Source organism: Cupriavidus sp. GW823-FHT07B10, assembly GCF_058794355.1.
On record NZ_JBXAGS010000025.1, the window covers coordinates 23130 to 35535 of the forward strand.

Consider the following 12406-nt stretch of genomic DNA (forward strand, 5'->3'; position numbering starts at 1 on the left):
ATTCGGCCCTGACTTCGGCGCTCGCTCTCTACGTGGCCAAGTCCGATGTTTCCGAGTGGGGCTCGTCCGCCACTGACTGCACCGCATAACGCGCCTTCCCATGCCGCTTGGCCTCATACAGCGCTATGTCGGCGTGCATGAACAGCTCGCTCGCGGTCATGGCATGGCGCGCGTCATGGATGGCCGAGCCGACGCTGGCCGAGGCCGCCAGCGTGTGGCCATCGATCACGAAGGGCATGCGCGCGTCCTGCACGATGGTGTTGGCGATGGACGCCATGGCCTGGCGGTCGGCAACGCCGTCCAGGATCACCGCAAACTCATCGCCGCCGATGCGCGCGACCGCGTCGCCCTTGCGCACGCAGGCGCGCAGCCGCTGCGCAAAGGCGACCAGCAACTGGTCGCCCACCGGATGGCCAAAGCTGTCGTTGACGCCCTTGAAGTCGTCCAGGTCCACCAGCAGCAGCGCCAGCGAGCGCCCGTCGGCGCTGGCGCGGGCCATGCATTCGGCCAGGCGCCGGTCGAAACCCTTGCGGTTGAGCAGGCCGGTGAGGTAGTCGGAGATGGTCTGCGCTTCCAGGCTGCGCAGTTTTTCGCGCTCATGGGTGACATTGCGCCCGAACATGTGCAGGCCGATGACGGTGTCCTGCACATCGTTCCAGGCCGGCTGGCAGGTGATCTCCATGCATTCGGTGCCATCAGCGCTTTCACGGGTGAACGTCACCGCGCGCCCGGCGCAGGCCTGCTCCAGGTACGGCTGGCAGGCCAGGTATTCCTGCGTGCCCCACAGTTCGCGCAGCGACAGCCCCACGATCTGCTGCGCCGGCACGCCATAGCGCTGCGCATAGGCCTGGTTGACGAAGACGTAGCGCTGCTGCATGTCGATGAACGAGACAAAGTCCGGCACATGGTTGGCGATCGCCTCGATGCGCTTCTCGCTTTCGGCGGCGCGGTCCTTGGCCGCTTTCAGCGCGGCTTCGCGCTCCGACAGCTGCGCCACCACCTCGGCGAAGGTCGCGGCCAGTTCGCCGATCTCGTCGGCGCGGCCGACGGGCAGGTCCGCCACCGCGGCCGGGTTGGTGCCGATCTGGCGCACGGCGCGGTGCAGCCGCTGCAGCGGTTCAAGCAGGCGGCGCATGACCAGCCACATCATCGCGGCGGCAAGCAGCATGGTGATGGCGCCGATGACCAGGGTCCGTTGGCGCACCGCGAGCAGCGGCGCGTAGGCTTCGGCTGCCGGCAGGACCGCCACCAACTCCCAGCCGTTGGATGCCAGCAGATGGCGCGCCACGATCGGCTGCGTCGGCGTCAGGACTTCCAGGAAGGCGGGGGCGTGATCGGCGCCGCAGGCTTCGCCGATCGCGCGTGCGGGGCTCAGCACGCGGGCAGCGTCCGGGTGCATTGCATAGCGGGGATTGGTGCCGGAGGAAACCAGGCAGAAGCTGCCGGTAGTGCCCACGCGGCTGTGCGCAAGCTCGCGCAGGAAGTTGCTGTCCGCGAGGTTCAGGACGCCCCCGACCACGCCGCGCAGCTCGCCACCCGGCCCGTGCAGCGGCACTGCCAGCACTACGCCGGGGGCATTGGTCTGCTTGCCCTGGATCAGGTCCGACACCGCGAACGCCTGGCCCTGCTGGATATCGCGGAAATAGTCGCGGTCGTCCACGCGCAGGCGCACGCCATCCGGCACGGCGGTGCTGAACACCAGGTGTCCGTCGGGCGCGGCCAGGAAGACGGCGTTGAAAGTCTCGGGCATTTCCACCATGCCCTCCACGGCCCGGCGCAGTTCGGCCGGCTTTACCGAAAGCATGGGGGAGAGCTGGCTTGCCACGCGCCGCAGGACGGTGGCGCGGCCCTGCAGCTTTTCATCGAGCTGCTCGGCCACCATCTTGACCAGCGTGTCCTGCTGCGTCTGCTGCAAGTTCTTCAGGCCGTCGTAGGCGTAGTACTGCGCGTAGAGCGCGCGCAGCACGATGATCAGCGTCACCACACCCGCCGTGGCGAACGCCATCCGGTACTTCAAAGAGTGCTGCATGATTGACTTATTTCTTGTGCGCACTGACCCGTATCCTCGTCCCGGCGCATTGTGTTGCCGACCCGAGATCCTGTCCGGGACGTGAAATCAAGATTAGCAGATGTCAAGGTGAAATTCGCAACTGTTTGCAACAGCGCGCCAGGGTGCCAGCGCAACGTGCCGGCCGCGCTACAGGGAAGGGCCTGGCCGGTGGCGAGATCGCCACGCGCACTCATGCACCGATTCCGCCTTGGCAGTAGCATGCGGGATGGCCCGCGATGTGGCGGGCCCGTCTCGCGGTTCCTGATTGCCGTTCCTGATTCCTTTCCAGCCCAAACGCCAATGACTACACCGACTACGCTGCTCGACCTGGCCGGCGCCAGCCGCACCCCTTCCGCCTGGGATGCCGCCGTCCTGATCCTGATCGACCATCAACGCGAATACGTCGACGGCCGCCTGCCGCTGGCCGGCATGCCCGCGGCCGTGGCTGCCTGCGCGCAACTGCTGGCGCTGGCGCGCCGCCACGGCACGCCGGTAATCCATGTCGCGCACCACGGCCGGCCGGGCAGCATGGCGTTCGATCCGACCGGGCCGTATGCCGCCTTCATTGAAGGGGTGGGGCCGCAGGCCGGTGAGATTACCGTCACCAAGGGCTTGCCCAACAGCTTCGCCGGCACCACCCTGGCCGACGAACTGGCCAGGCTCCGCCGTAAGGAGCTGATCGTGGCCGGCTTCCAGACGCATATGTGCGTAAGCGCCACGGTGCGCTCCGCGCTCGACCACGGCTATCGCAGCACCGTCGTGGCCGCGGCCTGCGCCACGCGCGACCTGCCTGACCCGCTGGGCGGGCCCGCCGTGCCTGCGGCCGATCTCCACCGCAGCACGCTGGCCGCGTTGAACGACCGCTTCGCCACGGTCGTCGCGGACGCAGGGGCCTGGCACGGCTAACCAGCGACAGGCCAGGTGCGCACGCGCAGCACGGTATGGTCGCGCGGGCGCAGCGTCAATTCCAGTGCGGTCGGCACGCCCCGCCTCGTGATCGGCGCGACAAAGCGTGCCATTTCCGATGCTGCAGCGAGGCGCGTGCCGCAGCGCATCGCCAGCCGCAGGATATGCAGCGGCACGAACCGCTCCGGCTCCTGCATGTCCGCCAGCGCGGCCAGCGTGAAATGCAGTGGCTGCCGAGCCAGTGCGATGAAGCGCCCGCGCCGCCGCGCCAGCGTCGCCGCGGGCGCCGCCAGTCCTTCGCCCTCGGCGCCGCTGCGCGTCATGCCGCGCACACGCGGCTGCCACAGCGTGCCGGCAACCAGCAGCGGTGCGCGCCCCGCGCCAGCTTCATCCACGCATGCATCCAGCGCCACGACACGGCCCGTCAGGTCATAGGTGGAAGCCACCGAGGCAAAGCTGCGGTGGTAGCCGATGATGCAATCCATGTCTTCGTCATAGACCGGCAGCGCATCACGCGGCACGCGCGCCTGGCGCATCTCGAACCAGCCGGCACTGACCGGGTTGCGGCCGGTCCAGGGCAGGGCGAGTTCTGTTTCGGTCGCGGTGGGGAGGCAGGGGGACGGCAAGTCGTGCTCCGGTGCAGGTCGGAGCAGTCAAGGTAGCCGGCGAGTGAGTGGGCGGATATGAGATAAGCCTTGTCGCCGGCAACGGAAAGGTTGCGTCGCGACGTGGCTGGGGCCTAGAAGCTCACGCCCAGCGAAAGGATCGCGACCTGGTCCGTCGAGCCCGGGTTGAACCAGTAGAAGCCCGCCGTGAACCTGCGCACCGTGACCTGGAAAAAGCCGCCTCGCTGGAGTTCGCGGCCTCCCCCGTAGATCCGGGTACGTTGCGCGACCAGGCCCAGCCTCAGCCATTCGACCGGGCGGAAGCCAAGTTCGCTCCAGGCGTAGAGATAGCCCGGCTCTTCGCCGCGCGCATCCAGGTATTCGGCTTCGATGTAGTAGTCGAACTTGCTCACTGCGACGCTGGCCTCGATTCCGCCGATCAGGCCGCGGGTGGAGCCTCCCACGAAGCCAACGATGGGGGTCGCCTTGAACTGGATGGTTTCGCCGCCCGAGAAGGTCCAGCCGATGAAGGCTGACTGCGAGTGGACTGCCTCGTAGTTGCTTCTTGCCTCGAGGTGAAGCTGCTTCCTTTCGGCGATGAAGATGCCGGAGAGGTAGTCGCCGCTCTGGCGCGGCATGTTCCAGTAGCCTGTTGCCGAGAAGGTCCAGGGCGGGCCGGCCGCCTGCCCGGCGGCATCCGGCGCGGGCTGGGGCGGCTCCTGTGCCTGGACCGTGCCCGCGCCAAGGGCGGCGGCAAGCAGCAGGATCGCGCCTCGCATCTCAGCCGCCCAGCGCGATAATGGCGATGGTCATGACCACGCCCAGCGCAGTCATGGCTGCGCCAGTGACCCAGCCGCCAAAGCCGGCATAGTGGCCCAGCGCCCACCCGGCGGCGAACAGCATGGCCAGGGTCAGCCCGCGCGAGATCAGTAGCGCCAGTTTGACATCGTCCAGCAGTACGAACGGCAGTGCGACCGGAAACGTGGCCAGTACAACGATAAAGAAGATGTGCACGGCACCGATCAGGTCGGCCATGTTCAGGCGGGGGCGGGGCGGCAGTGCCGGGGCGGCGGCAAGCCGTGCCCGCATGGCTTCCAGTTCCTTGTCGGTGACCAGCGACTTCGTTGCGCGAGGCAGCGCATCGCGAATCAGGCCGATCGCCGTGGCCTGGTCGTTAGCATTCCTGACGGCAAGTGCCAGGGAGATCCGCTGGCCGCGGTTCGCCAGCGTACGGATCAGGAACATGACCGCGTCCACCATGCCCCAGGCCAGGTTGCAGCCCAGCGCGGCATGCATCATGGTGCGGCTGGCATCCGGGCCACCCGTGCCGCTCGACACCGCGCCGACAAAAGTGAGCGCCATGAACAGGCCGAAGCACATCTCGGAGACGCGATCCACAACGTCCAGCACCGGCTCCCGTGTCTGAGCATCCTCCGGCGGCACGGTCGCGCCGGCATGGATCGTCGTCCTGGGTGAATCGGGCATGGCGGACTCCCGAAAGCTGCGTCGATGATCGGATGGGCGATAGGGGCTGTGCTCGTGGGAGCGAGGGCGACTGTGCCTGCCTGGCCCGTCGTCCTGTGGACAAGTATGCGCGCCAGCCGCAAATATGCCAGGCGAGCATTCCTTGATTGGCGTGATGAACCACGGTTTTCCGGGGGGGGGGGTAGAAAACGTGGGCAAACGCCGGGCAACAAAAAACCCAGAGAGCTTGCGCTGTCTGGGTTTCCTGGCAACTTAGGCAGTTGCTGGCCATTTGTCTGGTGGGTGGTACAGGGATTGAACCTGTGACCCCTGCCGTGTGAAGGCAGTGCTCTACCGCTGAGCTAACCACCCCTTACTGCGCCGTCGTTGCCGTCGTGCAGCGGAGAAATGAGATTATGCAGAGGTTCTTGTATCTTGTAAAGCCCTTTTTTGATTTTTGTCAGGCGGCCAGGCTTCCGGGTTCTGCCGCGGGGGCTTCCTGCCACACCGTCTTGCCGCCGCTGGCCTTGTCCAGGCCCTTGAGCAGGGCGAGATGGGCCTGCTGCTCTTCGTCCGTGGCGCGCAGCACGGGCAGGGCCAGGCGCGACAGGTCGGCCGCGGCAACCGCGCCGCCGTGGCCTGCGGTGCTGTCGTGCATGTCGATCACCAGCGAATCCTGGCCGCGCGTCATGGCCAGGTAGACCTCGGCCAGCAGCTCGGCATCCAGCAGGGCGCCGTGCAGCGTGCGGTGGGCGTTGCTGATGCCCAGGCGGTCGCACAGGGCGTCGAGCGAGTTGCGCTTGCCGGGGAACATCTGGCGGGCTTCGCGCAGGGTGTCGATCACATTGCCGGCATGCTGGCGGAACGGCGGCAGGCCCAGCAGCTGGAATTCCATGTCGAGGAAGCCCAGGTCGAACGGCGCGTTGTGGATGATCAGCTCGGCATCCTGGATGAATTCGCGGATGTCGTTGACGACTTCGGCAAAGCGGGGCTTGTCGGCCAGGAACTCGACCGTGATGCCGTGCACGGCGATCGCGCCCTCGTCGATATCGCGTTCCGGGTTGACGTAGAAGTGCAGGTGGCGCCCCGTCAGGCGGCGGTTCATCAGCTCGACGCAGCCGATTTCGATCAGGCGGTCGCCGGTGGCGGCACTCAGGCCGGTGGTTTCGGTGTCGAGAACGATTTGTCGCATGGCGGGCATTCTAGCGGAGCTGCGTGGGCGCCCCGCGGTTTCTTGTTAGCGAGAGGGATCAGCGGCCGATCGATTCGACGCCGCGGTTGGCCAGCGCGTCGGCGCGCTCATTGCCGGGGTGGCCGTTGTGGCCGCGCACCCAGTGCCAGGAGATCTGGTGCGGCTGCGCCAGGGTGTCCAGTTCCTGCCACAGGTCGGCGTTCTTGACAGGCTTCTTGTCGGCGGTCTTCCACCCGCGGGCCTTCCAGCCGGGCAGCCATTCGCTGATGCCCTTCTGGACATACTGCGAGTCGGTATAGACACGCACGACGCAGGGACGCTTGAGCGCGCGCAATGCTTCGATCACGGCGGTCATTTCCATGCGGTTGTTGGTAGTGTTGGGCTCGCCGCCGAACATTTCTTTCTCGCTGGCGCCGGCGACGAGCACCGCGCCCCAGCCGCCGCGGCCGGGATTGCCCTTGCAGGCGCCGTCGGAGTAGATCGTGACTTCTTGCATGTGATTCCAAGGTGGCCACCCGCCGGGCAGGTGGCGCTTTGAGGGCGAATCGGGTGAGAGCGCGGGCGCGCGCCGGCGTCAGCGCTCTTCGCCGGGGGTCTTGCCGTGGGTGCCGGTAGGCGTGGCCACGGGCGATGACACCGGAGCCAGCGCCGGCTTGCTCTTCCAGGCCGGGCCGACCAGGCGGATATTGCGCACGCGCTTGATCGCCGAGATCATATAGACCGCGCCGAAGATCGGCCACCAGCGGTCACCGGCCTTTTCCATGAAGGCGGCGCGCTGCAGCCAGCGGTCGGTGCGGTAGGGCGGGCAGTAGCAGCCGAAGCGGCCGCGGATGATATCGAAGCCCAGCAGCTTGAGCCAGTCCTTGATGCGCACGAAGCCGATCTGCTGCGCGTCCGTCGGCAGGAAGGGCGTGGCGCCGAGCCGGTTCATGCCCTGGCGCGCGCCCCACAGGCTCATCGGGTTGAAGCAGGTGACCACCACGCGCCCCTCGGGCATCAGCACCCGCGAGACCTCGCGCAGCACTTCATGCGGGTCTTCGGCGAATTCCAGGATGTGGGGCAGGGTGACCAGGTCGATGCTCTGGGTGTCGAACGGCAGCTCGTCGAAGCGGCACAGCAGCTGGCGCGCGTCGGGATGTGCGGCGCGCGGCCCGTGCGGTCCACTGGAAGGGTCCAGCGCCAGCGCCGAGAACGGCATCCGGTTCTCGCGCAGGGTGTCGATAAAGGGCAGGCCCAACTGGACGGCGTGGTAGCCGAAGATGTCGGTCACGATCCGGTCGTACTGCTGCGCCTCCCAGCGCAGCATGTACTCACCGGGCGGCGAGGCCAGCCAGTCTTCCCAGCTTACAATCGGATGATTGGGACGATTGGACATAGGAGCATGCGCATGTTGAAGGTTGAGCCGATCCCGGCGTTCCAGGATAACTATATCTGGGCCATCCACGACGGTCATAGCGCCGCCGTGGTCGATCCCGGCGAGGCCGCGCCGGTGGAGCGCTTCCTGGCGCAAAGCGGTCTGGCTCTGGGCGCTATTGTAATCACCCATCACCACGGCGATCACCAGGGCGGGGTAGCCGAGTTGCTGGCGGCGCACCCGCGCACCTCGTCGGGCGCGCCGATGCCGGTGCTGGGGCCCGCCGGCGAACGCATTGGCGGGCGCACCCGGGCCCTGCGCGAAGGCGATGTCGTGACGCTGGAGACGCCGGCGCTGACGCTGCGCGTGCTGGACGTGCCCGGGCACACCGCCGGCCATATCGCCTATGTGGGCGACCTGGGCGAAGCCGGCCCGGCGGTCTTCTGTGGCGATACCCTGTTTGCCAGTGGCTGCGGGCGTCTGTTCGAAGGCACGCCGGCACAGATGCTGGACTCGCTCGACAAGCTGGCGGCACTGCCGGGCGATACCCGCGTCTATTGCGCGCACGAATATACGCGCAGCAATGTGCGCTTTGCACGGGCGGTGGAACCGGCCAATGCCGCGCTGGCGGCATGGGAGCAGCGGGTCGACGCGCTGCGCGCGGCGGACCAGCCGACGCTGCCGACCACCATCGCTCATGAGCGCGAGGTCAATCCCTTCCTGCGCTCGCGCGAGCCCGCGGTGCGCGCGGCGGTGGCGGCGCAGGGCGGGGCCGCCACGGGCGATGCGCAGGCCTTCGGTGCGCTGCGCGGCTGGAAGGACAATTTCCGCTGAACCCTGCCGGGCCTTGCGCCGCAAGGCTTTCCGGCTGCCCGGCGGATACTGGCCATATGGAAAATCTGATTGACGCGATACGCGGTTTTTTTTAGCATCACGCATCCTTTTGGCGTCACGATTCGAGAACTTAATGAAAATTGGTCGATTACTGGCGGTGGTCGCGTGCGCCGCGCTGCTTGCAGCGTGCGCCAGCACCCCAACGCCGCCTGATGGCGCCAACGGCGCCGCGACCGCCCAGACCGCCAAGCGCCAGGACCCGCTCAACTCGCTCATCGACAAATCGGCGCTTTCTTCCGTATCCACGATCAATGTCGACCAGGGTGGCCTGGACTGGCTGCGCGGCCCGTCCAACGACATCTGGGATCGCATCCGGCGCGGCTTTGCCATGCAGGACCTGGAGGGCACGCTGGTCGATGACCGCACCCAGTGGTATGCGCAGCGGCCGGAATACATGGAACGGATGGTCGGGCGCTCAAGCCGCTACCTGTACCACATCGTAGAAGAGCTGGAACGGCGCAAGATGCCGACCGAGCTGGCGCTGCTGCCGTTCGTCGAGAGCGCGTTCAACCCGCAGGCGCAGTCCACCGCCAAGGCGGCGGGCATGTGGCAGTTCATCCCGAGTACCGGCAAGTCGTACAACCTGAAGCAGAACATGTTCCGTGACGAGCGCCGCGACGTGCTGGCCTCGACCGACGCCGCGCTGGACTACCTGGCGCGGCTCTACGATATGTTCGGCGACTGGCACCTGGCGCTGGCGGCTTACAACTGGGGCGAGGGCGCGGTGTCGCGCGCGATCGCACGCAACCAGGCGCGCGGGCTGCCGACCGACTACGCCAGCCTGCCCATGCCCAACGAGACGCGCTACTACGTGCCGAAGCTGCAGGCGGTCAAGAACATCATCGCCAACCCGGCTGCGTATGGCGTCAAGCTGCCCGAGATCCCGGACCACCCGTACTTTGTCACGGTGACCACCTCGCGCGATATCGACGTGAACCTGGCGGCCAAGCTGGCGGACATGTCGGTAGAGGAATTCAAGGCGCTCAATCCGTCGTTCAACCGGCCGGTGATCCTGGGCGCGTCCAACCCGCAGATCCTGCTGCCGTTCGATAACGCCGAGCGCTTCCAGTACAACCTGAACACCTACCGCGGCGGGTTGTCGAGCTGGTCGGCGGTGACGGTGGACAGCCGCGAGCGTATCGAAGCGCTGGCGGCACGGCTGAACGTCGACGCCGATACGCTGCGCGAGATCAACAGCATCCCGAAAGGCATGCGCCTGAAGGCCGGCTCGACCGTGATGATCCCGCGCTCGGGCCGCCACGACCAGGATATCAGCGCGACCCTGGCCGACAGTGCCATGCTGGCGATGGAGCCTGATTTGCCGGATGCGCGCCGCGTGGTGGTGCGTGCCGGGCGGCGCGACACCGTGGCCTCGGTGGCGCGGCGCTATGGCGTCTCGGCGGGGCAGGTGCAATCGTGGAACAAGCTCTCCGGCACCAAGTTGGTCGCCGGGCAGAGCCTGGTGCTGATGGTGCCGGTGCGCGGCGCCGGCGCGGTGCGGGCGGCGCGGGCCGAACAGGCCGACCGTGCCGAGCGCGCCGACCGTGCAGAGCGTTCCGAGCGAAGCAGCAAGGGCGGCATCGTGCGGGTCTCGGCCAAGGGCAAGGCGGGCAAGGCGGAGCCGCGCAAGCGCGTCACCGTCGAGGCGGCCTCGCGGCGCACGGCAGTCAAGGCGACGCCGGCGCGCGTGGTGCGCGAGTCCAAGCCGGGGCCGAACGTCAAGGCGTCGGCCAAGGCCGGCGCCAAGGGGGCCAAGGCCCGCTGACGAATGCGGGCGCCGGCTGGTCCGCCGCATGGCGCAAGAAGGGGCGATGCCGTCGGCACGCCCCTTTTTTCATGTGCCGGCCCCCGGGGCCCGCGCGCCCCTCTCCGAATCTGTGTCCACGCGCACCCGCGCCGGTGGCAAACTACGGTCATCATCACAATGACCGCAGACGCGGAGGAGACAGACATGACGGCAAGCCATGCCGTGCATGCCCGTTCGCTGGCCGACCCCGAGGGGTTCTGGGCCGAACAGGCGGCGCGCATCGACTGGGAAACCCCGTTCGGCCAGGTGCTCGACAACAGCCGCGCGCCCTTTACGCGCTGGTTCGTCGGCGGGCGCACCAACCTGTGCCACAACGCGGTCGACCGCCACCTGGCGGCCCGCGCCAGCCAGCCGGCGCTGCACTGGGTCTCGACCGAGACCGACCAGGCCCGCACCTTTACCTACGCCGAGCTGCACGACGAAGTCAGCCGCATGGCCGCGATCCTGCAGGCCCTGGGCGTGCAGAAGGGCGACCGCGTGCTGATCTACATGCCGATGATCCCGGAAGCCGCCTTTGCCATGCTGGCCTGCGCGCGCATCGGCGCGATCCATTCGGTGGTGTTCGGCGGCTTTGCCTCGGTCAGCCTGGCCGCGCGCATCGAGGATGCCCGGCCGCGCGTGGTGGTCAGCGCCGACGCCGGCTCGCGTGCCGGCAAGGTGGTGCCCTACAAGCCGCTGCTGGACGAGGCCATCCGGCTCTCGTCGCACCAGCCCGGGAAGGTGCTGCTGGTGGACCGGCAACTGGCGCAAATGCCCCGTACCGAGGGCCGCGATGAGGACTACGCCGCCTGGCGCGAACGCGTGGCCGGCGTGCAGGTGCCGTGCGTGTGGCTGGAATCGAGCGAGCCGTCGTACGTGCTATACACCTCCGGCACCACCGGCAAGCCCAAGGGCGTGCAGCGCGATACCGGCGGCTACGCGGTGGCGCTGGCCACCTCGATGGAATACATCTTCTGCGGCAAGCCCGGCGACACCATGTTCACCGCGTCGGACATCGGCTGGGTGGTGGGGCACAGCTATATCGTCTACGGCCCGCTGCTGGCCGGCATGGCCACGCTGATGTATGAAGGCACGCCGATCCGCCCCGACGGTGGCATCCTGTGGCGGCTGGTGGAGCAATACAAGGTCAACCTGATGTTCAGCGCGCCGACCGCGATCCGCGTGCTGAAGAAGCAGGACCCGGCCTGGCTGACCCGCTACGACCTGTCCAGCCTGCGCCTGCTGTTCCTGGCCGGCGAGCCGCTGGACGAGCCCACCGCGCGCTGGATCCAGGACGGCCTGGGCAAGCCCGTGGTCGACAACTACTGGCAGACCGAATCCGGCTGGCCGATCCTCGCGATCCAGCGCGGCATCGAGGCGCTGCCGCCCAAGCTGGGCTCGCCCGGCGTGCCCGCCTACGGCTATGACCTGAAGATCGTCGACGAGAACACCGGCGCTGAATGCCCGCCGGGGCAGAAGGGTGTGGTCGCCATCGACGGCCCGCTGCCGCCGGGATGCATGAGCACGGTCTGGGGCGACGACGACCGCTTCGTGCGCACCTACTGGCAGGCGGTGCCGAACCGGCTGTGCTATTCGACCTTCGACTGGGGCGTGCGCGACGCCGACGGCTATGTTTTTATCCTGGGCCGCACCGACGACGTGATCAACGTTGCCGGCCACCGGCTGGGCACCCGCGAGATCGAGGAAAGCCTGTCGTCCAACGCTGCCGTGGCCGAGGTGGCGGTGGTGGGCGTGCAGGACGCGCTCAAGGGGCAGGTGGCGATGGCCTTCTGCATCGCCCGCGATCCGGCGCGCACGGCCACGGCCGAAGCGCGGCTGGCATTGGAGGGCGAGTTGATGAAGACGGTGGAGCAGCAACTGGGTGCCGTGGCGCGGCCGGCGCGCGTATTCTTTGTCAATGCACTGCCCAAGACCCGCTCCGGCAAGTTGCTGCGGCGCGCCATGCAGGCGGTGGCCGAAGGGCGCGATCCGGGCGACCTGACCACGATCGAGGACCCGGGTGCGCTGGAACAGTTGCAGGCAGCGCTGAAAGGCTAGATGGCGGGCTGAAGGCGTGGGATGCGGGTGCCGTGCGGGGCACTCCGCATCCCGCCCTTGCCATCGGCCGTGATGCAGTCTAATATTTGAAGCATAA

At 67.7% G+C, this 12406-nt stretch carries 11 protein-coding genes and 1 tRNA gene; 4 read left to right on the plus strand and 8 right to left on the minus strand.

The window, feature by feature from the left end:
* Nucleotides 1-28 precede the first annotated feature (28 nt).
* Nucleotides 29-2029 carry a sensor domain-containing diguanylate cyclase gene (locus AC1Q6V_RS31695; RefSeq protein ID WP_439670779.1) on the minus strand — a complete coding sequence of 667 codons (2001 nt, stop codon included), beginning with the start codon at nt 2027-2029 and terminating at the stop codon, nt 29-31.
* Nucleotides 2030-2350: 321 nt separating this feature from the next.
* Between AC1Q6V_RS31695 and AC1Q6V_RS31700 the strand changes: the two genes are divergently transcribed.
* Nucleotides 2351-2956: a cysteine hydrolase family protein gene (locus AC1Q6V_RS31700; RefSeq protein ID WP_454751024.1), complete on the plus strand. Its 606-nt coding sequence runs from the start codon at nt 2351-2353 to the stop codon at nt 2954-2956.
* Here AC1Q6V_RS31700 and AC1Q6V_RS31705 read toward each other — a convergent pair.
* The 7 genes from AC1Q6V_RS31705 to AC1Q6V_RS31735 all read right to left on the minus strand — a co-directional run bounded on the left by AC1Q6V_RS31705 (nt 2953) and on the right by AC1Q6V_RS31735 (nt 7592).
* Nucleotides 2953-3582, minus strand: coding sequence for a hypothetical protein (locus AC1Q6V_RS31705; protein WP_454751025.1), 630 nt, complete (start codon nt 3580-3582; stop codon nt 2953-2955). The two genes, AC1Q6V_RS31700 and AC1Q6V_RS31705, sit on opposite strands and share 4 nt — an antisense overlap.
* Nucleotides 3583-3695: 113 nt before the next feature.
* Nucleotides 3696-4340, minus strand: coding sequence for a hypothetical protein (locus AC1Q6V_RS31710; protein WP_454751026.1), 645 nt, complete (start codon nt 4338-4340; stop codon nt 3696-3698).
* A gap of 1 nt (nt 4341) precedes the next feature.
* Complete coding sequence (locus AC1Q6V_RS31715; RefSeq protein WP_010814336.1) at nt 4342-5046, minus strand: VIT1/CCC1 transporter family protein; 705 nt, start codon at nt 5044-5046, stop codon at nt 4342-4344.
* Between the two features lie 276 nt (nt 5047-5322).
* Nucleotides 5323-5397, minus strand: a tRNA-Val gene (locus AC1Q6V_RS31720).
* Nucleotides 5398-5485: 88 nt separating this feature from the next.
* A complete protein-coding gene (dnaQ, locus tag AC1Q6V_RS31725; protein ID WP_011615667.1) occupies nt 5486-6226 on the minus strand; it encodes a DNA polymerase III subunit epsilon in 741 nt (246 codons plus the stop codon).
* A 49-nt stretch (nt 6227-6275) separates the two neighbouring features.
* Entirely contained in the window at nt 6276-6713 is a 438-nt protein-coding gene (rnhA, locus tag AC1Q6V_RS31730; protein ID WP_011615666.1) for a ribonuclease HI, read from the minus strand.
* A 78-nt stretch (nt 6714-6791) separates the two neighbouring features.
* Nucleotides 6792-7592 (minus strand): methyltransferase domain-containing protein, encoded by an 801-nt coding sequence (locus tag AC1Q6V_RS31735; protein ID WP_010814333.1) that lies wholly within the window; start codon nt 7590-7592, stop codon nt 6792-6794.
* 12 nt (nt 7593-7604) lie between these two features.
* On the opposite strand from AC1Q6V_RS31735, the gene gloB reads away from it, so the two are divergent.
* From gloB to AC1Q6V_RS31750, 3 genes are all read left to right on the plus strand, one after another.
* Complete coding sequence (gene gloB, locus AC1Q6V_RS31740) at nt 7605-8405, plus strand: hydroxyacylglutathione hydrolase (RefSeq protein WP_010814332.1); 801 nt, start codon at nt 7605-7607, stop codon at nt 8403-8405.
* A 133-nt stretch (nt 8406-8538) separates the two neighbouring features.
* Complete coding sequence (locus AC1Q6V_RS31745) at nt 8539-10230, plus strand: transglycosylase SLT domain-containing protein (RefSeq protein WP_454751027.1); 1692 nt, start codon at nt 8539-8541, stop codon at nt 10228-10230.
* A gap of 186 nt (nt 10231-10416) precedes the next feature.
* Nucleotides 10417-12309: a propionate--CoA ligase gene (locus tag AC1Q6V_RS31750; protein ID WP_058697210.1), complete on the plus strand. Its 1893-nt coding sequence runs from the start codon at nt 10417-10419 to the stop codon at nt 12307-12309.
* Nucleotides 12310-12406: the final 97 nt, after the last annotated feature.

Excerpts from the sequence above, each read along its gene's own strand:
- AC1Q6V_RS31695 (WP_439670779.1), bottom strand. The coding sequence starts at position 2,029 with ATGCAGCACTCTTTGAAGTACCGGATGGCGTTCGCCACGGCGGGTGTG.
- AC1Q6V_RS31700 (WP_454751024.1), top strand. The coding sequence starts at position 2,351 with ATGACTACACCGACTACGCTGCTCGACCTGGCCGGCGCCAGCCGCACC.
- AC1Q6V_RS31710 (WP_454751026.1), bottom strand. The coding sequence starts at position 4,340 with ATGCGAGGCGCGATCCTGCTGCTTGCCGCCGCCCTTGGCGCGGGCACG.
- AC1Q6V_RS31715 (WP_010814336.1), bottom strand. The coding sequence starts at position 5,046 with ATGCCCGATTCACCCAGGACGACGATCCATGCCGGCGCGACCGTGCCG.
- dnaQ (WP_011615667.1), bottom strand. The coding sequence starts at position 6,226 with ATGCCCGCCATGCGACAAATCGTTCTCGACACCGAAACCACCGGCCTG.
- rnhA (WP_011615666.1), bottom strand. The coding sequence starts at position 6,713 with ATGCAAGAAGTCACGATCTACTCCGACGGCGCCTGCAAGGGCAATCCC.
- AC1Q6V_RS31735 (WP_010814333.1), bottom strand. The coding sequence starts at position 7,592 with ATGTCCAATCGTCCCAATCATCCGATTGTAAGCTGGGAAGACTGGCTG.
- gloB (WP_010814332.1), top strand. The coding sequence starts at position 7,605 with ATGTTGAAGGTTGAGCCGATCCCGGCGTTCCAGGATAACTATATCTGG.
- AC1Q6V_RS31745 (WP_454751027.1), top strand. The coding sequence starts at position 8,539 with ATGAAAATTGGTCGATTACTGGCGGTGGTCGCGTGCGCCGCGCTGCTT.
- AC1Q6V_RS31750 (WP_058697210.1), top strand. The coding sequence starts at position 10,417 with ATGACGGCAAGCCATGCCGTGCATGCCCGTTCGCTGGCCGACCCCGAG.